Genomic DNA, 24,423 nt, shown 5'->3' on the forward strand with positions numbered 1-24,423 from the left:
AACAGAATAATGTGTTTTTAGTGTAAAGGAGGATTAAATATATGTATTGTGTTAGAAAAATAACTGAGGATCTTTATTGGGTTGGTGGCAACGATCGTCGCCTTGCTCTCTTTGAAAACATTCATCCCATTCAACAAGGTGTCTCCTATAACTCTTATCTACTTTTAGATGAGAAGACAGTACTCTTTGATACGGTGGACTGGTCAATTTGCCGTCAGTTCCTTGAGAATATTCAAGCGGTTCTGGGCGACAGACCTTTAGATTACATGGTAATCAACCATATGGAGCCGGATCATGCAGCGTGCATTGAAGAGATTATTCTTCGTTATCCGGATGTAAAGATTGTATGCACCGAAAAAGCTTCCATGTTCATGCAGCAGTTCGGTTTCCATATCGATGGCAAAGTAATAGAAGTCAAAGAAGGCGATACTATGTCCTTTGGAAAACATGACGTTATATTTGTGTCTGCTCCAATGGTACATTGGCCAGAAGCTATGGTGACATATGATACTACCAACGGTGTACTATTTTCCGCTGACGCCTTCGGCTCTTTCGGCGCCTTGGACGGTAAGCTATTTAATGACGAAGTGAACTTTGACCGCGATTGGATTGACGAAGCCAGAAGATATTATACAAACATTGTAGGCAAGTATGGTCCTCATGTTCAGGCTCTTTTGAAGAAGGCGAGCAATATCGATATCAAGATTATCTGCCCGCTACATGGACTGGTATGGCGTAATGATTTCGGGTACTTGTTAGATAAGTACGACAAGTGGAGCCGCTATGAGCCTGAGGAAAAGGGCGTAATGATTGTTTACGGAACAATGTACGGCAATACGGAGGCTGCTGCCAACGATTTGGCAACAAGGTTAGTAAAAAAGGGAATGACGAATGTAGTTATGTATGACGTTTCAAAAACTCATGTCTCCTATTTAATTTCTGAGACATTCAAATATAGTCATGTGGTTCTTGCTTGCGTAACCTACAACTTGAAGATTTATCCACCGATGCTAGGTTATATAATAGACATGAAGGCATTAAATCTTCAAAAACGTACTTTCGCTCTTATAGAAAATGGCTCATGGGCTCCTCAATCTGACAAATTGATGCGTGAACTTTTGAATGAGATGAAAGAAATGACTATTTTAGACAATGAGATGTCATTGAACTCCAGCATGAAAGAAGATAATGTAGATTCAATGGATGACCTTGCTGACAGCATTATCGAGTCAATGAAGTAATTTTAGAAAAAACGTAAATTTAGGATCGACTCATGAACAAAATTCGTGAGTCGGTCCTTTTTGGTGTACATGATAATATTACTCTTAAGCTCTGAAATCAGTTTGGACAATTGCCTATACATTTAAAATATTTAAGGAGTTTGTAATTGAGAGAAATATTCCAGAATGTAAGAAGTTTATTCAGGACTATGTTGATAAAGTTACCATTTATAAAGACCATATTGAAGTTATCTTCGATGTGGCTTTTGATTTTTTGAAAAATATCTAATTCTATAGATAAGTCAAACTTTCACCTTGGTTATCTATATGTGATAATATATACTTAGAAATATATTTATTAAGAGGAGATGTGAGATGAAACGCACAAGACCATATGGAATTTTTCTTGTAGAAGATGATGAGATGTTAAGAGAAGAAATTATAGAACTTCTTATAAAATGGGGATTTGAGGTAAGGGGTGCTGAAGAATTTGATGATATATTAAATAAGTTTACTCAACTTCAATCTCATGTTGTTTTAATGGATGTGAATATACCAAGTTTTGATGGATTTTATTGGTGTAAAAGAATAAGGGAAATCTCAAGTGTACCTATTATATACATATCATCAAGAGATAGCAACATGGATATTATAATGGGGATGAATAATGGGGGAGATGACTATATTATCAAGCCTTTTGATAATATGGTTTTAGTTGCCAAGCTTCAGGCTATTATTCGTAGAACTTATGAATATGCTCAGAAGCATAATATTATTGAGTGTAATGGTGTTATTTTAAATTTAGATGATACATTTATAACTTATAAGGATAGAAATACTGAACTGACTAAAAATGAGTTCAAAATTCTAAAGCTCCTTATAGAAAATCGAGGGAAAGTTGTTTCAAGACAAGCTCTTATGAGGAGTCTATGGGATGAGGAAGTATATGTAAATGAGAATACGCTAACAGTGAATGTAAATCGTGTACGAATAAAGTTAGAAGAATTAGGGCTTAAAGGCTTCATAGCAACAAAAAAGGGAATGGGGTATATTGTTTTATGAGGATTAATGATTATATAAAAGGACAAATGGAATTGATGATTAGCATTGTTAGTATATTTATTGTAGTTAACTTAATTTTGTTTGCAAGTACTCCTCTAGACAAAAGTTTAGGGGAGATTTTTTATTTGGATTTATTAATAATGGTTACTTTAGGAGTAGGATGTAGCTTTCATTATAGGAGAATTAAAAAAGCATATGAAAGAATACAGCAAGTAATGGCAGAGGGAAAGGATGTAAACTATATTTTTGAAAAAGAATCCAATGTGCTAGGTGTTAACCTCATAAAGCAGCTTTTAGAATATAAAGATAAACAATTTATGAAAAAGGAAGAAAACTATCAGCAAAAGATGAATAATTTAAAAGACTATATAACCCAGACTGTTCATGATATTAAAGTCAATTTAGCTGTTTGTGAAATGGTTACTAGTCGATTTGAAGATGAAGATGGTAAGGTGAATAAATTAATATTTCAAATTGAGCAAATGAAGTTTAGAATAAACCAAGCTTTATATGTTACAAGGGCCAATTATTATAGTGAAGATATTGTATCAGAATATGTTGATATAGAGAACATTGTAAAGAAAGCTATTAGTGATAATGCGGAATTTTTTATAAGTAAAGGAATTGAGATTCATGTGGATATACAACCACACCATTTTATTAGTGATGCAAAATGGGTTCACTATATTATCACTCAAATCCTTAACAATAGCAGCAAGTACACAAAAAAGCATGGCGAAGTTAGTATATTCAGTAAAGAAGATGATAAAGGCTACTATTTATATATTAAAGATAATGGAATAGGTATAAAAAAAGAAGAGATTGTTCGTGTGTTTGATAAAGGCTTTACAGGAAGTAATGGAAGAGGTACTACTAAGTCTACAGGTATGGGAATGTATTATGCTAAAAAAATGGCAGATACATTAGGAATTAGCATAGGTGTACAAAGTGAGAAAGAAGTATATACTGAATTTATTTTATCTTTTTATAAGTTAGCAGATTATATTAACCATCAAATTAATTAGTTTTTTAACATTACATTGTATTGTCTACAAATGTGACAAAATTGTAACATTACTCTGGTTAAATGTCACTAAAATCGATAGAATGAAAAAGTAAGACGCTCTATAATAAAAGTATATCTAGGAAGATATGGAAGGGGGAAGTTAGATGAATTCGGTTATACAAGTAAAGAGTCTTACAAAAGACTATGGGAATAAAGGGGCTATTTGCAGGGCAATCCATGAGGTAGATTTAGATATTCGTTTAGGTGAGTTTGTAGCTATTATGGGGCCATCAGGATCAGGGAAAACAACTTTACTCAATATTATGGCTACAATTGATAGAGCAACTAGTGGTAAAGTTATAATTGATGGAAACTCAGTAGAAACCCTTAAAGAAAAAGAAGTAGCCACATTTAGAAGAAATATGCTAGGTTTTGTTTTTCAGGATTTTAATTTACTTGATAATATGACCATTAGAGACAATATTGCACTACCACTTACTTTAAATAATATAAAAGTAGATGAGATTTTGAAAAAAGTGAATGAACTGGCAATTCTATTAGGCATAGAAACTCAATTAGATAAATATCCTTATCAACTATCAGGAGGACAAAAGCAAAGAGCAGCTGTATGTCGTGCTCTTGTAAATAACCCTAAAATTTTATTTGCAGATGAACCTACAGGAGCTCTTGATTCAAAAGCAGCGGCTGAGCTTTTAGAATGTTTTAAAAATGTAAAAAAACAATATGAAACTACAGTTGTTATGGTTACACATGATGCATCTGCAGCGAGTTACTGTGATCGTGTATTATTTTTAAGAGATGGGAGAATAAGTGGCAAATTAGAATCAAATGGAAATACTAAAGAATTCTTTAAAAAGATTCTAAATATGATTGCAATATTAGGGGGAGATAGTAATGAGCACCTTTAAAATTGCATGGATGCTATTTAAAAATAATTTTAAGCTTTATAAATTTTATCTTTTAGTTCTTACATTTACTATAGCAATTTACTATAATTTTTTAGCCATCAGCTTTAATCCTTATTTTAGTGTGCTAAATGAGCAGTATAGCTTTGCTAGAGCTGCAAGTATTTTATTTAGTGGTGTATTGTTTTTTACAATAATCTTTTTTATGACTCATGCCAATAACTTCTTTTATAAATTAAGGTACAAAGAAGTTGGAACCTATATGCTTATGGGAATAGTGAGCTCAAAGCTTGGAGGTGTATTTGCTGTTGAAAGTATGTTTCTTGGAAGTATTGCGGCAGTAATTGGAATTCCTGTTGGCATATTGTTTTCAAAGCTCTTTTTTATGCTTCTTGCTAAAGCAATGATTTTGAATACACAAATTCCTTTTTATATACCTCTTAAGGCAATAAGTACTCTATTATTAATCTTTGCATCAATTATTTTTCTATTGGGACTTAAAAATTACTGGATGGTAAAGAAAAGTAAGCTTATAGAAATACTTAATGCTGCTAAAAAAGAACAAAATATGCCAAAGATGAGATGGATTCGAGGTGCATTAGGGGTTACAAGTATAACTACTGGCTATATTATTGCTCTTAATATAATAGAGTGGAAGATTATTTTCACTAACGCAACTATAGCTATTCTTATACTAATATGTGTTGGTACTTATTTATTTTTTGGAAGTTTCCTATCAATTATTTTAAATATATGCATTAAGAATAAAAATCTTATTTATAAATATTCAAGACTTATTAGTTTTAGCAATACTTTATTTAGATTAGGAACACATTATAGAAGCTTTGCTATGACTGCTATTTTAAGTGCAGCCACATTAACAGCTTTTAGTGGAGCATTGGCTTTAAAATATTATGCAGATGCCAATATATTAATGGAAGCTCCTTATAGTATTAACTATATGAATCAAGATGAAGCTACTAACAATAAAATCAAAAAAATCATTAATGATTCATCACACAAAATAACAATAGAGAATCAATCCCACTTTATAAAGATTCAAATTTCTTATAATAATGGCTATATGGATGTAACAAAAGAGTGCCTAATTACAAGTTACTCTGAGATTGAAAAAGCATTAGAGGTGACTAAGCCTAAGAACTACAAGAAAATATTAAAGCAGATTAAACCACAAGATAATGAAATAGTTAGTATCTTGCATTCAAAGCTTCTTTTCTCAGAAAAAAGTTATCAGGGAAATTCTTATGTTTTTCAAGGAAATAGTTATATATTAAAAAAGGAAGTTAAGATTCCTTTCATAGGGGAAATGCCTAACATAGGTCAATATGAAACCTATGTGATGACAGATAAACAATACAATAAATTAAGAGAAACTAAAGAAGAAATGATTTTATATGGGATAAATTTTACAAGTCCACAAGATAGTAAAGAGTTGGTAATGAAAATTGAAGCTATTATGAAAAATCCTAGAGACAATGTAAATAGTTATGCAGCACAGTATGAATACAAGTACTATCTCATAGGCTCCTTTTATTTTTTAGGATTAGTGATGGCTATTGTATTTATGATAGCTACCTTTAGTACAATTTATTTTAAGATTTTAAGTGATGCAATACTTGACAGAGAGCAGTATAAGATGCTTATGAAGATAGGAATGAATAAAGAAGAAACTTCAAAAAGTATTTACACCCAAGTGGGGATAGCCTTTGTATTACCAGCGCTCATGGGAATTATGCATGGTATTATGGCAATTAAGGCACTAGAAGCTTTTATGCATTCTAAGTTTACATTAAGTATTCTTGTAGGTGTTTTCTGCTTTGTAAGTATAATGGCTGTTTTTTATATTTTTATAAGCAGAAAATATACTAATATGGTTTATGAAAGGTAGAGGTGAGTTATGAGAAATAATTATAAAAGGCTATATGCAGCTTTATTTTGTTTAGTTTTCTTATTAGTAGGATGTACCCCCTCTACTAAACCTTATCTTGCAGAAGGACGAGATAAAAAATGGATTAATGATATTGTATATATAGAAAAAGCACTTCCGAAAGTTCATAAAAATTTATATTTTAATATATCAGAGAAAGAGTTTATAGGTCAATTGGAAGATTTAAAGAAAAAGGTTCCAACTTTTTCAGATCAAGAAATAGATATAGAACTAAGTAAAATAATAGCTAGTATAGGGGATAGTCACACGGGATTTAGTATTGGAACGGAAACCACCTATCCTATTGAGCTTTATTGGTTTGATGAGGGTATCTATATTACAGGTACATCAAAGGAATACAAGGAATTATTAGATGCTAAAATAATAACATTAAATGCTAAAAAAATAGAAGAAGTAGCAAATGAAATAAAGCCTCTTTTGGCTGGAGCAAATGAGAACTGGTTTAAAACTCAAGTTATATATTATATACCAATACCAAGTGTACTACAATATTTTGGAATAAGTAATTCAGATGAAATTGAGCTAAGCGTTCAGCTAACAACTGGTGAAATAAAGAAGATAAAGATGAAATCAATAAAACATGAAGAATATGTGCCAGTTGATAGAAGTGATAGCCCCAAACCACTCTATAAGACTCACACTAATGAAAACTATTGGTATGAATATTTAAAAGATGAAAAAATATTGTACATTAGCTATAATAGCTGCAGACAAATGAGAGAAAAGCCTTTTGAAATCTTTTCAAAAGAAGTGTGGGATTTTGCTGAAAAACATGAAGTTGAAAAACTTGTATTAGATATAAGAAATAATAGAGGAGGTATATCAACTATTCTAGATCCCTTTATCAAAAAGCTTAAGAAAAGCAGATTTAATGAAAAAGATAGGTTATATGTTATCATAGGAAGAGATACATATTCTTCAGCCATACTTAATGCCCTTACTCTAAGAAAAGAGACAAATGCGTATTTTGTTGGAGAAAATACAGGAGGAAAACCTAATCATTATGGAGAGGTGAAACAATTAGAGCTTCCAAATAGTAAAAGAAAAATTCGTTATTCCACAAAATATTTTAACTGGTCTAAAGAAAATGTAGATACTATTAAGCCAAATATGCTTATAAAAGAAACTTTTGAAAACTATAAGAAAGCCACTGATCCAGTATTGGAGTGGATTATAAAACAAAAAATCTTTGGAGATACTCCAGGTAAATAAAATGCAAGTAATGTATAATAAAAATTTAGGATTAAAATTAAGTTTTATGACAGTATGTTTACTTTGTAAATATACATGGTAAAATTATTTTATAAGTTAACAACATTTAGTTTATTACTTATGAATTAAAATGTATAAGGGGGAATTATGTATGAGATACACATCAAAACGTGCTGTTAGCCAAGGCTCCGTGCAAAGACTGCATGAAAATACAGAACAAAGTCTTGTTCGGAGCCGAGTTTTGATTAATTTAGGCTAAAATATTTTTATGTGGACTTTGCTTCATTATTTACAAATTAAATGTAGATAGGAGCAAGGATTATGAAATATGAAAAAGCACAAAATATATTGCCACAAGATATTATTGAATTAATTCAACAATATGTAGATGGTGGTTATTTATATATACCTAGGAAACGTGATAGTAGAAAAGCTTGGGGAGAGAACAGTGGTATAAAAAATAGTTTAAAGAAAAGAAATATGGAGATTTTTAATAGATACAATCAAGGAGTGTCTATTAAAGAACTTACGGAACAGTTTTATCTTACTGAATATAGTATTAGAAGAATAATTAGAGAAGAAAAACAAATAAAATAAATACAATAGGTATTTTTATATTATCAATTTGGATGATATAAAAATACCCTTTTTTATTTTAAATTTTGCGGTGTAAAGTGTAGACAACTTTATTACAGAATTATTCATGAACTGGATAAGTTAGTAAGGTAAGGTTATAATTTCATTGTAAAAGGAGTTGAAAATGATGAAAGAAGAGCCTAATCCTAAAAAAATTTATCCTAGAACTGATGATTTTAGTACAGTTTACTTAAAAAATGTAGTAACTAATCCAAATATAATTGTTGATGATTTTACAATGTACAACGATTTTTATAATAGCCCAAAAGATTTTGAAAAGAAAAATGTTTTGTATCATTATCCTGTTAATAAAGATAAACTTATCATTGGAAAGTTCTGCTCTATTGCGTGTGGAGCTAGGTTTATTTTTAATAGTGCAAATCATACACAAAAATCATTGTCCACATATCCATTTCCTATTTTCAATGAAGAGTGGGATAGTATAATGAAGCCTTATGAAGCATGGGACAATAAGGGGGATATTGTAATTGGAAATGATGTTTGGATTGGATTTGAAGCTGTTATTATGTCTGGAGTACATATTGGTGGTGGAATTGGAGTTTTCAAAAAATATCTGAAAAGTTATCTGATATTCGAAATGGGAATATAGTGGTATTAAAAGAATAGGCTATATTTTAAATGAATGTTAAAAAGTTTTAATTATATCAAGAAGATAAGTATTAGGAGAATAGAGAATGAAAAATTGTATATTGGATGATTTAATTGAATCGGTTAAAGAGCAAAATCTTCAGGTCCTTAATGTTGTGGTAAGAAAGGATGGGGATATAATCGCTGAATATGATTTTGAAGAAGAAAAACCAACCATTCTATGGTCTGTAAGTAAGACATTTACATCTATGGCAATTGGTATTGCAGAAAATGAAGGATATTTTAGACTGAATGACAAAATTATAGATTATTTTGAAGATGATATTACACAGATAAATGATAATTTGAAAAAAATGACCATCCGTGATTTGCTTTGTATGGGCACAGGACATGCAATATGCCCTGTGAAAAAAGCAATGGAGAAAAATAAGCCCCTTGATGATATTAGCAAGCTTTTCTTTGAAGAGCCTGTTATTTTTGAACCAGGTACACATTTTTTATATAATAATGCTGCAACTTATATGCTTTCAAAGCTTATTAGTATTACAACTGAGTATAGTCTGAAAGAATATTTAATGCCTCGCATTTTTCAACCATTGGGAATATCTGAGCCACAATGGGATTCCGATGTAAATGGTATATCATTTGGATGTTCAGGATTATACTTAACGGCACGAGAATTATCAAAATTTGGTCAACTACTACTTAATAATGGTACATGGAACAAAAAACAGCTTATACCTGCAAGTTATATTGCACAAGCCACGAAATCCCAAATTGATACATCTGAATTCAACGAATATTTTGCAACTGTCGATCATAAACAAGGATACGGTTACCAAGTATGGATGAATTCTTATCCTAATTCCTATCGAATGGATGGATTGTATGGGCAATATGTAGTAATATTGCCAGATAAAAATGCAGTGGTTACCTACGTTTCAAATGAACAATCAAATATGACAGGAGTTTTAGAGTTAACATGGAATACAATAGTTGATAAACTATAATTTAAAGAGTGCAGGATAAGAAAAGTTATTTGATAAATAGTATTTTATAGTGGATTTCACCTATTATGTTTCGTCTCCACCATACATATTAATAATTGGCTGTAGGTGGTTTAAATAGTTACTCACAAGAGTTCTACTGAACTATCAGTAAAATAGGTTTGCAGTAAAGAGGGGGAAAGTTCAATGAGTAATGATTTATTAAGTAACATTGGCAATACTGTATTTTTGGGGGAATGAAAATGACATACTAAATAAACAATTAAAAATAATTGCTTCAAACAATAAAGGGGACATCTTAGAAGTTCCGAATTTATATAAACTAACAAAAGAGGGTCATATAGATGTATCCTCCGAAAAAAATACTATTTCCACAGCAAGAGAACAATTAAGTATAAAAATTCCCACAGAAGGTTTATGGAAGTTAAGTGTATATGTTGAAAATAAGTTAATTGGCGAAGTTGTAGTTAACGTTAAGACTAAACCAAATGATGATTTTAAAACACCATTACCATTATAAAAAAATTTAATGTTTATTTTTTATAAAAATTTGATATAATATAAGTAAGAAATGCTTAGTGCTGGTAACACTAAGCATCCTTAAAACATTTATTTTGTTTTAGGGCTATTAGATTTAATTTATTTGGTATAAATTATTAGAAAAAGCACAACTATTCTTGCTGGGATGGAGTGCTTTTTTCTTTGCTTTTAACTTCTATATCAAGACCAAGGAACTTAATGTTAATCTTTAAGTGACATACAAAAAGATTATGTTTTAAAACTAATCTAATAACATAAACTATTGATGCACACTTTATAAGTGTATCTAGCATATCCAATACCACCCCCTTAGCTACAGTGAAATAATTCACCAATAGCCCAGGAGGATAAAATGTTCAAAACCCCCGTAGCCATCCATCTACGGTTATGAAATTTTACTTGGATATTGTACCATAATTATGAAGAGATATATAGTGGTATTTACTAGAAGATGGCACAATAGATAAGCGAACACTGGAACAAAGAAGGGAAAACATAACTGCTGAAATAGATGTACAATCTATGCGTAGGATACAGATACAAAAAGAATTGGAAAGCAATGATTCAGTAAACATACCATATGAGGTGGTAAGAAATACACTAAATATGAAGGAACTTATATCATTATTTCTAATAATATAAGTTCCTTTATAATTTTCAGCAAATCAAAAAGTCGTTTATTTTGCGGCATTTTTTACAATCTCTATAAGTTCATTTGGATAATCAATCACATACTTTGGATTATAACTCTCTAGCTCCTCACGGGTTCTAAATCCCCAAGTAACACCAACAGTATCCATTCCCGCTCCAATTCCAGTCTTCATATCCGTATCGGTATCTCCTATGTATAGACAATGCTCTGGTAAAACTCCCAACTCCTTAGCAGTAATAATTGCACCTTCAGGATCTGGTTTTCTCCTAACACCATCCTTTTCACCCGCTACTCTATCAAAATATCCAATGCCGAATATTCCTTCAACGTTATCGATGGTTCTTTCATGAGGCTTATTAGATAAAACCGCAATTTTAATATGATTTTCCTTCAAATGTTCTAGCATGTTCTTAATTCCATTATATGCTTTCACTTCATGCATACAATGTATCTTAAAATACTCTAAATAAGTCACAAGTCCGTCCTCATAGTGTACTAAATCCTTATCACCACAATAAATCAAAGCTCTTTCAATTAACTTCTTATATCCATCACCAACAAATAGCTTATAATGATCTTCGTCTATAGGTCCCAAACCATACTTTTGCAAAGTCAAATTAGCAGTATAGGCAATGGCCTTAATAGAATCCACTAAAGTACCATCCAAATCAAAAATACAACCTTGATACACGTCACAACCTCCAATTCATCCATTATTCTCAAATAAATTATACACACAAAAAATAGATATTACAAATGCTTATAGGTACGGAACTTTTAAATTTAATTTATTCCACCTAGCACATTACTAGATTATGCCATTGATAAATAGTTTAAGAAAGTCTAAGCCTCAAATTAGCAGAAAAGCTAAGGACTTTGATAAACTCGCTTAGGCTCAAACAGTATCAAAGTACTAAACTTTTCTACTAATTTGAGACTAAGACTTTCTAATAAACTATTTAAAGGTGGCACAATCTAGTAATGTGCTATGCTACATAAATTAAATTTAAAGGTTCCAGATCTATATAGATAGTTAACTGTAAAACTGAACTTATCTAATTTGCCAGCTGAACGATAAAATAGATATTCTAAATACATCTTGAATAAAGAAGTGGCAAATTAACATTTGGTTTCTTTAAAATTGCTAAGATTATACAACCCACTACAGCTCCTGATATCAAAGCAATTAAATATCCAAATGGATTGCCGATTACTGGAAGTACAAAGATACCACCATGAGGTGCTCTTAAAGTACATCTAAAGAACATGGATAAACCACCTGCTATTGCGGAACCAGCAATACAAGCAGGGATAACTCTTAATGGATCTTGCGCTGCGAAAGGAATTGCACCTTCTGATATGAAGGATAAACCTAAAATATAGTTAACTAAACCAGATTGTCTTTCTTTTTCAGTAAATCTGTTTTTAAAGAAAGTTGTACATAGTGCAATTGCTAGTGGAGGAATCATACCACCTGCCATAACAGCTGCCATAACTTCGTAATTACCTTCTGCTAATTGAGCAGTACCGAATACATAGGATGCTTTGTTAATTGGACCACCCATATCAGTAGACTGCATTGCTGCAACAATCATACCAAGTAAGATTCTACTTGAACCATTCATACTATTTAATGTGTTTGATAATGCTGTGTTAATTTCGCCTACAAACGGATTGACAATGGTTGTTACAATAGATACAGACAAAATACCAAGTACTGGATAAATTAGGATAGGTTTGATACCATCTAACGCTGATGGTATTTTACTAAACAATTTTTTAAGTGCTAGTACAAGATAACCACCAATAAAACCAGCTAATAAAGCACCAAGAAAACCTGAGTTAACGTTTCCACCAGTTGGGTTAGCAAAGGTAGATCCCATTTTTGCTACAATACCCCCAATAAAACCAACTGCTAAACCTGGACGGTCTGCGATACTCATTGCTATATAACCGGATAAGATAGGTAACATCATACCAAATGCCTGCTCACCAATTGTTTTTAAATAAGCTGCAATTGGTGTGTTCTTTCCGAAGTTTGCTGGATTGATTTCATAGTTATCGAAAAGAAAAGCTAAAGCAATTAAGATACCACCACCAATAACAAAGGGAAGCATATGAGATACGCCATTCATAAGGTGTTTATAAATAGAGCGTCCTACACTTTCTTTTTCTGATTTATCTGTGGAAACTGTTGCTCCCTTATGATGATAAACTGGAACAGTACCGCTTACTGCACGATTGATTAATTCTTCTCCTTTATGAATACCATCAGATACTTTTGTACTAATAACTCTCTTACCATCAAAACGAGCCATATCAACATTTTTATCTGCTGCAATGATTATACATTCTGCTGCTGCAATTTCTTCTTTTGTAAGAACATTTTTTGCACCATCTGCACCATTAGTTTCTGCTTTTACCGGAATACCAAGTTGTTTTCCCTTTTGTTCTAAGTTTTCTGCTGCCATGAAGGTATGTGCAATACCCGTTGGGCAAGCAGTAACAGCTAACACTCTGTATCCGTTTGTGTTAACAGAAGATTCTTTTTTGGATTCTTCTGGGAATTTTGCTGTTTCTTTTGCATCAATAATATTTAAGAATTCCTTTTTGCTCTTGGCAGCAATTAATTGATTTTTGAAATCATCATCCATAAGAATAGTGGATAGTCTAGCTAAAACTTTAAGATGTATATCTGCTCCATTTTCTGGTGCAGCAATCATAAAAAACAACTTAGATACTTCACCATCAAGTGCATCATAGTCTACTCCATTTGGAACCACCATAGCTGAAAGAGTAGCCTGTTTAACGGCCTTATTTTTTGCATGAGGAATTGCGATTCCTCCGCCAATACCTGTTGAAGAAAGTTCTTCTCTTTCTAAAATACCTTTTTTGTATTCCTTAATGTTGCTTATATTTCCTGATTTGTTCATTAAGCCCACTAATCTGTAGATAACGTTTTCTTTAGACTTAATAACGTTTTCTTTAGAGTCAATACTAACATTAAGTTCAATACTTTGTTCTTTTAATAAATCTGTAATACGCATAAAAATCCTCCTTAAATTATATATAGATTGATTGATTTATTAATCTAATCAATATCTTCCCTAGTAATTTCTGAAGCTTGTCCATTAATTTCACATTGATTCTAGATAATTCTTCCTTTACTTTAATGAAATTTGAGAAAAATCCTAATGATTTTACACCCTCTTTAACCACATAATCAAAGGCTGGATTGAAGGTTACTGTATAAATCATCATAATTTCCCTCCATATTCATTAAATAATAAATTTGTTATAATTTATCATCAGCAATAGACTGTTCATGTCTACTGATGTTTTTATACACATGTTCTTTTCCTACTGTTAAAAATAAATACAGAATCTCAATTATCATAACGGCAGATACTCTAGAAAAATAATACTCATCCATAAATAACTTCTCTCTTGTCGCCGTTGTAATATGATATTTGCTAGCTTTGGCAATTGGCGACAGGTCATTATTAGTAATAGCAATAGTGGTTGATTCTTTTTCATTAGCTGCTTCAATGACAGTCATTAGTCTTTTAGAAGCTCCTGAGTTAGATATTACAATTACCACATCTTCCTTTGTCAAATTATAGGTATATGCCAATTGTGTTTCCCATATGGTATTGGATACCGTTGGAATTCCAATCTGGTTAAACTTATAGGTTCCATCTAGAGCAACCGGAATAGTATTACCAACTGCTGCGAATTGAACGGATTTTGCATTCTTAATTAAGTCTAATATTTCTTTGAATTTTTCCTCGTTTATCATAGAAACTGTCTGTCTAAGTTCTTCTATCTTATTGGCTAAGATATTCTGTAAAGACTGACCAATATTATGTTGGTCAATGTCATTGGATACTGGTATAGTATCCTCCTGGGATTCTACAATCTCTTTTGCAAGACTAATTTTCAGATGATGAAAACCCTTCATATTACATTTTTTGCAAAATCTAGAAACAGTTGCTTCGCTGGCACCACTTGCTGTTGCTAACTCTGCAATGGTCATGTCTATAACCTCTTCTTTGTTGTTTATAATATAATTTGCAATTTTCTTTTCTGCTTCGAAAAAATTGTCGTATCCAGAGAAAATCACGTCTAGTACTGTTTTATTCTTTTCCATATGTTTATCTCCTTTATAATATTGAATGAAATATTATTTCTTCTTACTATCATACATGATTTACTCTTTTCTTTCTACATTTACTATAATATGACGCTTTATTTTTGTCAATATATTTTTCGTGAAATTATATTTCGTATTAATTTTATCCCATGACTACCCGCTCTAATACTCCCATCTGATTCAAGTTTCACTTTATCTTAATTCTATCTGCGAAATAGTATGTGGAACGAATTAAGCAGTTATTTTTGTGTAATTGCTTTTCTTGTGAATATATTGACAAAAAAATAATTTTCATGATATGGTTTTAGTATAAATAATTATTATTTAGTTCAAAAAATATATGTACTATAGATTTGGAACTTTTAAATTTAATTTATGTAGCATAGCACATTACTAGATTGTGCCACCTTTAAATAGTTTATTAGAAAGTCTTAGTCTCAAATTAGTAGGAAAGCTTAGTACTTTGATACTGTTTGAGCCTAAGCGAGTTTATCAAAGTCCTTTTATATCATTATGAAACTCCTCTTCCTTAGGTCAGAGGAGTAAGCGATTCGCACAAAATCACAGATTTTGGCTCTCTGCTTAATTTGAGGCTTAGACTTTCTTAAACTATTTATCAGTGGCATAATCTAGTAATGTGTTAGGTGGAATAAATTAAATTTAAAAGTTCCGTACCTATAAATCACGCAGATGGGGGAAAAATGAAAGCTGATTTACATAATCATAGTTTTTTATCAGATGGAGTTCTAAGTGTAAAAGATATTATATGTTATTCAAAGAAAGTAGGTTTAAATTGCATATCCATTACAGATCATGATACTATGGCAGGTATTATTCCAGCCTATACTTTTGGGGAGAAAATAGGTATATCTGTAATACCAGGAGTTGAAATATCTACCGTAAATTATCAAACCAACCGTTCTGTTCATATGCTTTGTTATTTTCCAAAGGATGTCTTTAAACTTCAAGGATTTTTAAATAAAATTTTAGTCAATAGAGAAAATGCTAAAAGGCAGATGGCACAGATGTTAATGAAAGAATATCCCATTACCATTGAACATATAGAACGATATAGCTGTAAAAGTGAATCTATGTATGAGACTCACATAATGCAAGCTTTATCAGATTTAGGATATACCAATATTGTAATTGGTCAGTTATATAAAGAATTACTTTCGAAAAAAGGAAAGTATTATGTACAAATTGCGTATCCTAGTGTATATGAAGCATTAGAAATGATAAAAGAAGTAGGTGGTATTGCGGTTATGGCTCATCCTGGACAATATGATTCTATTGAATTATTAGAAGAATTAGCCAGAAAAAAAATGGTACAAGGTGTGGAATACAATCATCCTAGAAATTCAGAAGAAGTGAGAAAACAAATAAAAGATATTGCACAAAAATATGATTTAATTATGACCGGAGGAACAGATTTTCATGGATATTATGCAAACCAACCACATCCAATAGGGTCGTTTACATGTCCAGAAGGTGAAGTTGAAAGATTAATTAAATTAGGGCGTAATTCAAGTATTTAAAATTTGAATTTGTTAATATCCATGAAATAAATACCCACAACTTAAATTTAACTTATACGTAGGAATATGTTGCCAAAACTGATGGCACTTTTAAAAACTTTTTTATCAGTCTTAGTGAAGTGTTTTTTGAAAATCTTAGGAGCTTTGATATGTTTGAGGTACGAGTTTATCAAAGCTTCTTAGATTTTCAAAAACACGAACTTTAGACTGATTAAAAGTTTTTAACGTACCAAAGTTTGGCAACATATTCCGGAGTATAAGTTAAATTTCGGGCGTGTTTACCTTTATATTTCCAAATACACTTCATCTGGAACAGGACCAGTTCGCTGATTTTTATTTAGAGAATCAATAACTTTAATTTCATTCTCTACTAAGTTAAAATCATAAACATTTGCATTCTCTTCAATACGAGCGGGTGTAATAGATTTTGGAATTACAATGTTTCCCTTTTGTAAATGCCAACGAATAATTATTTGTGCAATTGATTTGTGATATTTTTTTGCTATTTCGCTAATAACAGCATTATTTAATAGGGCACCTCTACCTAGTGGACTCCAGGCTTCAAATGCAATATTTTGATCTTTTAAATAAACTTTTAATAGTTCCTGTGTTAAATATGGATGACATTCTACTTGATTGATAACTGGTTTAATAGTGCCCTTTGAGGATAACTCTTCTAAATGATGAATTTCATAATTGCTTACACCAATAGCTCCTACAAGTTTTTCATTATATAATTTTTCTAATGCTTTCCAGGTTTCAAAAAAATGTTTTTTACTTGGCCAGTGAATTAATAAAAGGTCTATTTCATCTACACGTAAATCTTTTAGAGATTGTTCCACTGATTTAAGAGTACTATCATATCCTTGTTTAAAATTAGCCACCTTAGTAGTAATAAATAATTCACTTCTTTTTACACTGGATTCGCTTAGTATTTTGCCAACTAATTTTTCATTTTCATAAAATTGTGCTGTATCAAAAGAACGATATCCAACTTCTAAAGCCTTATTAATAGAATTATAACCTTCTTCTTCTTCCTTAATTAGATAGACACCAAATCCATGTTGTGGAATTTTAACACTATTATTTAAAGTTATAACATCATTAATTGATTTAGTCATATAATGATTCCTCCTATATTAATAATTTTAGCCCTTAGGTATATATATTCTCATTTAATTAATCCCTACAATACCAAATTATATCATAAAGTATAGTATTGTTAATAAAAAATTTTGTGATTCAAATTCATATGAAATGAAATTTCATTTCATAAAAAATCATGTTGACGAAAAAATAAATTTATCTTATTATGAAAATATAGGATATATAAGGGAGGAGAATAAAATTGACTAGTGATGATTTAAAGAAAGCCTGTGCTAAAGAAGCTCTAAAATATATAAAAAGTAACACTATAATAGGTCTAGGTGGGGGGAGTACCATATCCTACTTAATAGATTACATAAAAGAGAATGAAAAGCTTGAGGTTAAGGTGGTTACCCCTTCAGTGAAAACAAAAATGCTCTGCATAAAAAATGGACTAGAAGTTCTTCACACTTGCTCTGTGGATAAAGTAGCTGTAGCCTTTGATGGATGTGATGAAGTTGATGAAAATCTAAATGCATTAAAAAGTGGTGGTGGAATTCACACAAAGGAAAAATTAATTGCTACTATGGCTGAGGACTACATACTTCTTGTAGATGATACTAAAATTGTAAACACATTAACATTTAAACATCCTGTTGTACTGGAAATTTTGGAGGATTCCTTAAAGTATGTTGAAAGAATAGTTACAGAATTAGGGGGTAAACCAGTAGTTAGAACCAGTACTGCAAAAGATGGTTTTACCATAAGCGAAAATGGAAACTTACTTGTGGATGTATTCTTTGATAATGTTAAAGACATTTATGAGCTTGAAAACACCTTAAAAAATATTATCGGGGTTATTGATACCTCTTTGTTTGTTAATGTGGCTACTAAGGCAATTGTTATTGGTGAACATGGAGTCAGAGTAATTTCTAAATAGTCAGATTATAAAATGAAATTTGAATAAGATGGGATTTGTCTTATAAAGATATAAGTATTACAGCGGGTAGTAATCGTATAAAAGATAAAATAAATTTATGAGGTGAAAAATATGAGTAACATAAAGTGGGCAATATTAGGACCAGGAACAATTGCAGCGGACTTTGCAAAAGCTATAATTGAGGTTAATGGAAGTATATATGCTGTAGGGTCACGAAGTCTTGAAAAAGCAAAGAAATTTGCAAGTAATTATAATGTTGAAAAAGTTTATGGTAACTACGAGGAAATGTTACAGGATAATGAAATTGATGTAGTTTATATATCAACTCCTCACTGTAATCATTATGAATATATTATGGAAAGCCTTAGGAATAATAAGCACGTATTTTGTGAAAAAGCAATAACTGTAAATGGTAATCAATTAAAAGAAATTGTTGATTTAGCAAAGGAAAAGAATTTGGTAGTTGCAGAGGCTATGACTATTTATCATATGCCTTTATATAAAAAGTTACGTGAACTTGTTGACTCAGGAAAAATTGGAAAGATTAAAATGGTCCAAGTATCCTTTGGAAGTCTTAAGGAATATGACGTAAATAATAGATTCTTCAGTCAGGATTTAGCTGGTGGTGCACTTCTTGATATTGGTACATATGCTCTATCATTTACTAGATATTTTCTTTCTAGTCAACCACAAGAAGTTCTAACAACAGTAAAGAAGTTTGAAACTGGTGTAGATGAACAATCGGGTATAATACTTAAGAATCCTGATGATGAAATGGCAGTAATTTCTCTAACAATGAGAGCAAAACAGCCAAAGAAGGGTGTTGTAGCAGGAGAATTAGCATATATAACTGTAGAGAATTTCCCAAGAGCAGATAAAGCTACTATAACTTATCCAGATGGAAAAGTGGAAGTTATAGAAGCTGGTGAAACATCAAAAGCATTAATCTATGAAGTTGAAGATATGCATAACTACATTTTAAATAGAAATAATACAGATACATTAGGATTATCTGTTGATGTAATGAGTATAATGGACGAAGTCAGAAACCAATGGGGAATAAAATACTCTTTTGAGTAATTATAAATTACATTATAGGTGAATATTATTGAAATATTTGTATATTAAAATAGAAACCATAGTCTTCTTTTAAGGTAAATTTATTAAAGAAGATCTATGGTTTTTATTACTTTATTATAGCTTGCACTCTGCCTATTTTACCGTCACTGAGCCTTACTTTTATTCCCCTGGGATGATATGTGGAATTGGTAAGTATATCTTTTACAGTTCCTCGCGTCAACTTTCCGGTGCGTTGATCTTCCTTCAAAACAATATCTACAAGCCTTCCTGCATAAATATCCTCTCTTCTTTGACCATTCATATGTTATTACTCCTTTTCCTTCGATTCTATAATCATACCATAAGATTTCCTTTCAAGAAATAGTTGACATGCCTTTTAATCAATGTTAATATGGTTAATAAATACATAATATATAATAATAAAAACCATATTTATAGAGGGAGTAACTGCCTGTAATTTAACAGGATTCAAAGTCGTCATTTCGGATAAAATCCCGGCTTTGTTAACATTTAATGTTTAGTGAGACTCTATAGCTAGAAGAATTCTAGCTATAGAGTCTTTTGTTTTTAACTAGAGTTTTAATCTGTAAAATAAAGTGAAACTTGAATTAGATAGGTATTATTGGCAGTTAGCTATGGTATAAAAATACACTAAGTTAGGAGGAGATTATTTAGGATAGTTATTATAACAACAATTTATAAAAGAAGAAAATACAAAGAGTGTATTAAGTAATAGGATAAAGTTCTTATAAATTTGTAATAATAAAATTTAATGAAAAATTTTTTCAAGTTTGTTTTGAAAGGAGCATATGTAATGAATGAATTTTACAGGAAGTCACCACAGGAAGTATTGAAAACATTAGGTGTTACTGATAAAGGTTTAAATAATGAGGACGTAAAAAATAGAGTGGCACAATACGGCTTTAATGAATTAGAAGAAGTGGTAAAGAAGAGTCACTTACAGGTTTTTATTGAGCAGTTTAAAGACTTTTTGGTTCTCATATTATTAGGTGCAGCAATAATATCTGCTTTTCTTGGAAAACTTGAAAGTACTCTTGTTATTCTGGTAGTAGTGGTAATTAATGCAATACTTGGTACTGTACAGCACATTAAGGCTGAGCAGTCTTTAAAAAGTCTTAAGGCTCTTTCATCACCAACAGCTAAGGTTTTAAGGAATGGAAAGAAGATAGAAATTCCTTCAAGGGAGCTCATTGTAGGGGATATTTTATACCTAGATGCCGGAGACTATGTTAGTGCAGATGGAAGAATAATTGAAATTTACAGCCTTCAAGTGAATGAAAGTTCCTTGACAGGAGAATCCGAGAGCGTATTAAAGGTAATCGAACCTATAGATGAAGATAATATAGCAATTGGAGACAGAAAGAATATGGTATTCTCCGGAAGCTTTGTAACCTATGGTAGAGCAGTTGTATTAGTTACTAGCATAGGTATGAGTACGGAAATTGGTAAGATAGCTAACTTATTAGAGAGTGCAAAGGAAAAGAAAACACCTCTTCAAGTGAGTTTAGATAGCTTTGGAAGGAAGCTTGCCATTGTTATACTTATTATATCAGCATTTATATTTGGCCTAGATATATTCAGGGGTCGTGACATAATCGATTCCTTTATGTTTGCAGTATCCCTTGCAGTGGCAGCCATTCCGGAAGCATTAAGTTCTATAGTAACTATTGTACTTGCTCTTGGAACTCAAAAGATGGCTAAACAAAATGCCATAGTGAGAAAGCTTCATGCAGTTGAAAGTCTTGGCAGTATTTCAGTAATATGCTCAGATAAAACAGGAACCTTGACACAGAATAAAATGACGGTACAAAAGGTTTATATTGATAATAAGGTGATGAACCATGATGATTTAGACAAAAATAAAGCTTTGGAGAAAAAGCTTATATTAATGGCATTATTGTGCAATGATGCGGTTACTACTGAAAAGAAAGAAATTGGTGATCCTACTGAAATTGCATTGGTTAACTTAGGTCAAATATATGATCTGGATGAATTGGCTGCTAGGAAAGACTACCAAAGGTTGGGAGAGATACCCTTTGACTCTGATAGAAAATTGATGAGTACTGTTAACAAGCTTCAGGATAAACCGCTTATGATTACTAAGGGAGCACTGGATGTACTTTTATTAAGAGTTGTAAAGATAGAAACTTCAAATGGAGTAACGGAGTTTACAGAAGAACATAAAAAGAAAATTGAAAACATAAATAGAGATTTCTCAATGAATGGACTTAGAGTGCTAGCATTTGCATATAAAGACATAGAGGAAGGGGATACCATTAGTGTTGAAGAGGAAAAGGATTTAATCTTTGTAGGTCTCGTAGCTATGATGGATCCTCCAAGAGTTGAATCTGCAATGGCAGTAGAGGACTGTATAAGTGCAGGCATAAAGCCTGTAATGATAACAGGTGACCATAAGATAACTGCTTCTGCCATAGCAAAGCAAATAGGCATACTTAAAGATGAATCAGAAGCTATGGAAGGTTTTGAATTAGAGAATATAAGTGATGAAGAGCTTAAAAATAGGGTTGAGAATATTTCAGTTTATGCTAGAGTGTCCCCTGAGCACAAAATAAGAATAGTAAGAGCATGGCAGGAAAGAGGCAATATAGTTGCAATGACCGGAGATGGCGTAAATGATGCACCGGCTTTAAAACAGGCTGATATAGGAATTGCCATGGGAATCACAGGTACAGAGGTTGCTAAGGATGCTGCCGCTATGGTATTGACAGATGATAACTTTTCAACCATTGTTAAAGCAATATCAAATGGAAGAAGTATATATGCAAATATTAAAAATTCCATAAAATTCTTGTTATCAGGAAATACAGCAGGAATACTATCAGTGCTTTATGCCACATTAGGAGCACTACCTATTCCTTTTGCACCGGTTCACCTTCTATTTATTAATCTTGTTACAGACAGTCTTCCAGCTATAGCTATAGGACTTGAACCCTACAATGAAAACATCATGAAGGAAAAACCAAGAGATATAAATACTCCAATTCTTAATAAGTCCTTTGCAATAGAGGTTATTTTGGAAGGGATATTGATAGCATTAGGAACAATTATAGCCTTCCGCGTAGGATTGTCAACAGGAGATGCTTCAGTTGCAAGCACCATGGCCTTTGCTACTTTGTGTCTATCAAGGTTGCTGCACGGATTTAATTCAAGATCAAAAGAATCAATATTTAGAATAGGGGTATTTTCCAATAAATATATATGGATTGCAATAATAATTGGTTATTTGCTTCTAACAGCAGTTTTAGCCTTCAGGCCGCTTATGGGAATATTCGAGGTTACAGCATTAAATGCTAGTCAGTATAGATATGTATACGGATTATCCTTTATACCGTTGATGGTAGTTCAGGTGTATAAATTAATATTTGTAAAGAGCGAAAAGTAGAAAAGATTGATAAAGGAGTTAAATACTTTAAACATAAGATTAACCCGGTATTTAAAAAATTTCGGTTTTTTTAACAAAGATACCACTATAGTTTAACTATAGTGGTATCTTTGTTTAATTTTCTAGAAACCTGCAAAAATAATACTATTAAACTTTAAATTAGTGGAAATTTATATAGTAACTATTGATATTTAGACTAAAACTGTATATAATAAATATAAATTGACATTGATAATCATTATCATTTTAGTATAAATATACATATTGACAATTATATTCTTTGTACATATTTAATTTTTCATTCATACTTAATTTTTTTATAAATGCAAGTTAAAATTTTAACTAATTAATAATTATTATTAGTTAAAAATAGAATATACATAGTTCAATTAAAGATATCATGGTTGCTAGTTTGTAGATGATATTTCGTCTACAGATTACTAAAATATCAACAATAAGGAGTGTTTCTATGAAAATTAGCAGAAGGGACTTTTTAAAGTGGTCATTAGCTACTGCTGTTGCTCTGAACTTAGAATTTGATATGGACAGAGTTAACAATGTACTTGCAGCGGAGACAGATCCGCCGGTAATTTGGTTAAATGGGGCTGGATGTTCAGGTTGTACAATATCTACCTTGAATGTTACTAATCCAACTACTATTGATAATGTGCTTTTAAACAAAATAAGTATGAAGTACAATAGTACTCTTATGACAGCCTCAGGGGATCTTGCAATGCAGACACTGGAACAATGTGCTAATACTTACAATGGACAATTTATACTTGTAGTTGAAGGTTCAATACCAACAGGGGCAAGTGGAAACTACTGTATCATAGGGGAAGAAAATGGAGTTCCACTTACCATGCAACAAGCTGTATTAAAGTATGGTCCAATGGCTAAATATGTGGTAGCAGTTGGAACCTGCGCTTCCTTTGGGGGAGTATCAGCAGCTGGACCTAATAATACAGCTTGTCAACCAGTAAAAACTATATTGTCTGGTAAAACTGTAAATCCTATAATAAATCTTTCAGGTTGTCCTGCTCATCCGACAGTTATTATACAAACTTTATTAAATTTAATATTGACAGGTATACCAGCTTTAGATAATTACAGCAGACCTAGAGAATATTTCAGTAATAGTATTCACAGCAATTGCCCAAGAAGAGGTAAGACGCAAGTAAAGCAACCAGGTATATTTGGATGTTACAAACCTATAGGTTGTAAGGGACCAGGATGCAGTAATGTATGCCCAAGCATGAAGTGGAATAATGGAGTTAACTTCTGTGTTACTTCTAATCATCCTTGTATAGGATGCGCAAATCCAACTTTCCCTACAAATCCAATAAATTCATAAATAATAAAA

General features: G+C 31.5%; 21 protein-coding genes and 1 pseudogene. 15 read left to right on the top strand and 7 right to left on the bottom strand.

Going from position 1 to position 24,423, the window contains the following annotated elements; genetic code table 11:
• Positions 1-41 precede the first annotated feature (41 nt).
• The 10 genes and pseudogenes from HGI79_RS07040 (at position 42) to HGI79_RS07085 (ending at position 10,167) form a co-directional block, all read left to right on the top strand.
• A complete protein-coding gene (locus HGI79_RS07040) occupies positions 42-1,241 on the top strand; it encodes an FprA family A-type flavoprotein (RefSeq protein ID WP_185649955.1) in 1,200 nt (399 codons plus the stop codon).
• Between the two features lie 354 nt (positions 1,242-1,595).
• Positions 1,596-2,282 (top strand): response regulator transcription factor, encoded by a 687-nt coding sequence (locus HGI79_RS07045; protein WP_185649957.1) that lies wholly within the window; start codon positions 1,596-1,598, stop codon positions 2,280-2,282.
• A complete protein-coding gene (locus tag HGI79_RS07050) occupies positions 2,279-3,307 on the top strand; it encodes a sensor histidine kinase (protein ID WP_185649958.1) in 1,029 nt (342 codons plus the stop codon). Before HGI79_RS07045 ends, HGI79_RS07050 begins: the two co-directional genes overlap by 4 nt.
• Before the next feature lie 145 nt (positions 3,308-3,452).
• Positions 3,453-4,217 (top strand): ABC transporter ATP-binding protein, encoded by a 765-nt coding sequence (locus HGI79_RS07055; RefSeq protein WP_185649959.1) that lies wholly within the window; start codon positions 3,453-3,455, stop codon positions 4,215-4,217.
• Positions 4,204-6,123, top strand: coding sequence for an FtsX-like permease family protein (locus tag HGI79_RS07060; protein WP_185649960.1), 1,920 nt, complete (start codon positions 4,204-4,206; stop codon positions 6,121-6,123). Before HGI79_RS07055 ends, HGI79_RS07060 begins: the two co-directional genes overlap by 14 nt.
• A 9-nt stretch (positions 6,124-6,132) precedes the next feature.
• On the top strand, positions 6,133-7,395 hold the full coding sequence (locus HGI79_RS07065) for a S41 family peptidase (RefSeq protein ID WP_185649961.1): 1,263 nt from the start codon (positions 6,133-6,135) through the stop codon (positions 7,393-7,395).
• Positions 7,396-7,716: 321 nt separating this feature from the next.
• Entirely contained in the window at positions 7,717-7,992 is a 276-nt protein-coding gene (locus HGI79_RS07070) for a CD3324 family protein (RefSeq protein WP_185649962.1), read from the top strand.
• A gap of 166 nt (positions 7,993-8,158) precedes the next feature.
• Positions 8,159-8,584, top strand: a pseudogene (locus HGI79_RS07075) (acetyltransferase); the annotation flags it as partial.
• 142 nt (positions 8,585-8,726) lie between these two features.
• Positions 8,727-9,650 (top strand): serine hydrolase, encoded by a 924-nt coding sequence (locus HGI79_RS07080; protein ID WP_185649963.1) that lies wholly within the window; start codon positions 8,727-8,729, stop codon positions 9,648-9,650.
• Positions 9,651-9,858: 208 nt separating this feature from the next.
• Positions 9,859-10,167 carry a hypothetical protein gene (locus tag HGI79_RS07085; RefSeq protein WP_185649964.1) on the top strand — a complete coding sequence of 103 codons (309 nt, stop codon included), beginning with the start codon at positions 9,859-9,861 and terminating at the stop codon, positions 10,165-10,167.
• 151 nt (positions 10,168-10,318) lie between these two features.
• Here HGI79_RS07085 and HGI79_RS07090 read toward each other — a convergent pair whose 3' ends face one another.
• The 5 genes from HGI79_RS07090 to HGI79_RS07110 form a co-directional block, all read right to left on the bottom strand.
• Positions 10,319-10,480 (bottom strand): hypothetical protein, encoded by a 162-nt coding sequence (locus HGI79_RS07090; RefSeq protein ID WP_185649990.1) that lies wholly within the window; start codon positions 10,478-10,480, stop codon positions 10,319-10,321.
• A 384-nt stretch (positions 10,481-10,864) separates the two neighbouring features.
• Positions 10,865-11,530 carry an HAD family hydrolase gene (locus HGI79_RS07095; protein WP_185649965.1) on the bottom strand — a complete coding sequence of 222 codons (666 nt, stop codon included), beginning with the start codon at positions 11,528-11,530 and terminating at the stop codon, positions 10,865-10,867.
• Between the two features lie 397 nt (positions 11,531-11,927).
• Positions 11,928-13,886 (bottom strand): fructose-specific PTS transporter subunit EIIC, encoded by a 1,959-nt coding sequence (locus HGI79_RS07100; protein WP_185649966.1) that lies wholly within the window; start codon positions 13,884-13,886, stop codon positions 11,928-11,930.
• Between the two features lie 16 nt (positions 13,887-13,902).
• The gene (locus tag HGI79_RS07105; protein ID WP_185649991.1) at positions 13,903-14,100 is read right to left on the bottom strand and encodes a hypothetical protein; all 198 of its coding nucleotides are present in this window, start codon (positions 14,098-14,100) and stop codon (positions 13,903-13,905) included.
• Positions 14,101-14,134: 34 nt separating this feature from the next.
• Entirely contained in the window at positions 14,135-14,989 is an 855-nt protein-coding gene (locus HGI79_RS07110) for a MurR/RpiR family transcriptional regulator (protein WP_185649967.1), read from the bottom strand.
• Positions 14,990-15,693: 704 nt separating this feature from the next.
• On the opposite strand from HGI79_RS07110, the gene HGI79_RS07115 reads away from it, so the two are divergent.
• Positions 15,694-16,530 (top strand): PHP domain-containing protein, encoded by an 837-nt coding sequence (locus HGI79_RS07115; RefSeq protein ID WP_185649969.1) that lies wholly within the window; start codon positions 15,694-15,696, stop codon positions 16,528-16,530.
• 284 nt (positions 16,531-16,814) lie between these two features.
• Here the strand turns inward: HGI79_RS07115 and HGI79_RS07120 are convergent, their stop codons facing one another.
• A complete protein-coding gene (locus HGI79_RS07120; RefSeq protein ID WP_185649970.1) occupies positions 16,815-17,651 on the bottom strand; it encodes an aldo/keto reductase in 837 nt (278 codons plus the stop codon).
• Between the two features lie 227 nt (positions 17,652-17,878).
• On the opposite strand from HGI79_RS07120, the gene rpiA reads away from it, so the two are divergent.
• Together rpiA and HGI79_RS07130 are read left to right on the top strand one after the other, a co-directional pair.
• On the top strand, positions 17,879-18,556 hold the full coding sequence (gene rpiA / locus HGI79_RS07125) for a ribose 5-phosphate isomerase A (protein ID WP_185649972.1): 678 nt from the start codon (positions 17,879-17,881) through the stop codon (positions 18,554-18,556).
• A gap of 111 nt (positions 18,557-18,667) precedes the next feature.
• On the top strand, positions 18,668-19,636 hold the full coding sequence (locus HGI79_RS07130; protein WP_185649973.1) for a Gfo/Idh/MocA family protein: 969 nt from the start codon (positions 18,668-18,670) through the stop codon (positions 19,634-19,636).
• Between the two features lie 106 nt (positions 19,637-19,742).
• On the opposite strand, the gene HGI79_RS07135 is transcribed toward HGI79_RS07130, so the two are convergent.
• Positions 19,743-19,937, bottom strand: a complete 195-nt coding sequence (locus tag HGI79_RS07135; protein ID WP_185649974.1) for a YwbE family protein — start codon at positions 19,935-19,937, stop codon at positions 19,743-19,745.
• A 513-nt stretch (positions 19,938-20,450) separates the two neighbouring features.
• On the opposite strand from HGI79_RS07135, the gene HGI79_RS07140 reads away from it, so the two are divergent.
• Entirely contained in the window at positions 20,451-23,060 is a 2,610-nt protein-coding gene (locus HGI79_RS07140; RefSeq protein ID WP_185649975.1) for a cation-translocating P-type ATPase, read from the top strand.
• A gap of 469 nt (positions 23,061-23,529) precedes the next feature.
• Entirely contained in the window at positions 23,530-24,414 is an 885-nt protein-coding gene (locus HGI79_RS07145; protein WP_185649976.1) for a hydrogenase small subunit, read from the top strand.
• Positions 24,415-24,423 lie beyond the last annotated feature (9 nt).

Source organism: Clostridium sp. DJ247 (genome assembly GCF_014231265.1).

Bases quoted from the DNA above. Each gene is read 5' to 3' on its own strand.
- HGI79_RS07105 (WP_185649991.1), bottom strand. From the start codon at position 14,100: ATGATGATTTATACAGTAACCTTCAATCCAGCCTTTGATTATGTGGTT.
- HGI79_RS07100 (WP_185649966.1), bottom strand. From the start codon at position 13,886: ATGCGTATTACAGATTTATTAAAAGAACAAAGTATTGAACTTAATGTT.
- HGI79_RS07055 (WP_185649959.1), top strand. From the start codon at position 3,453: ATGAATTCGGTTATACAAGTAAAGAGTCTTACAAAAGACTATGGGAAT.
- HGI79_RS07060 (WP_185649960.1), top strand. From the start codon at position 4,204: ATGAGCACCTTTAAAATTGCATGGATGCTATTTAAAAATAATTTTAAG.
- HGI79_RS07130 (WP_185649973.1), top strand. From the start codon at position 18,668: ATGAGTAACATAAAGTGGGCAATATTAGGACCAGGAACAATTGCAGCG.
- HGI79_RS07050 (WP_185649958.1), top strand. From the start codon at position 2,279: ATGAGGATTAATGATTATATAAAAGGACAAATGGAATTGATGATTAGC.
- HGI79_RS07120 (WP_185649970.1), bottom strand. From the start codon at position 17,651: ATGACTAAATCAATTAATGATGTTATAACTTTAAATAATAGTGTTAAA.
- HGI79_RS07070 (WP_185649962.1), top strand. From the start codon at position 7,717: ATGAAATATGAAAAAGCACAAAATATATTGCCACAAGATATTATTGAA.
- HGI79_RS07110 (WP_185649967.1), bottom strand. From the start codon at position 14,989: ATGGAAAAGAATAAAACAGTACTAGACGTGATTTTCTCTGGATACGAC.
- HGI79_RS07045 (WP_185649957.1), top strand. From the start codon at position 1,596: ATGAAACGCACAAGACCATATGGAATTTTTCTTGTAGAAGATGATGAG.
- HGI79_RS07065 (WP_185649961.1), top strand. From the start codon at position 6,133: ATGAGAAATAATTATAAAAGGCTATATGCAGCTTTATTTTGTTTAGTT.
- HGI79_RS07115 (WP_185649969.1), top strand. From the start codon at position 15,694: ATGAAAGCTGATTTACATAATCATAGTTTTTTATCAGATGGAGTTCTA.
- HGI79_RS07090 (WP_185649990.1), bottom strand. From the start codon at position 10,480: ATGCTAGATACACTTATAAAGTGTGCATCAATAGTTTATGTTATTAGA.
- HGI79_RS07080 (WP_185649963.1), top strand. From the start codon at position 8,727: ATGAAAAATTGTATATTGGATGATTTAATTGAATCGGTTAAAGAGCAA.
- HGI79_RS07140 (WP_185649975.1), top strand. From the start codon at position 20,451: ATGAATGAATTTTACAGGAAGTCACCACAGGAAGTATTGAAAACATTA.
- HGI79_RS07040 (WP_185649955.1), top strand. From the start codon at position 42: ATGTATTGTGTTAGAAAAATAACTGAGGATCTTTATTGGGTTGGTGGC.
- HGI79_RS07145 (WP_185649976.1), top strand. From the start codon at position 23,530: ATGAAAATTAGCAGAAGGGACTTTTTAAAGTGGTCATTAGCTACTGCT.
- HGI79_RS07135 (WP_185649974.1), bottom strand. From the start codon at position 19,937: ATGAATGGTCAAAGAAGAGAGGATATTTATGCAGGAAGGCTTGTAGAT.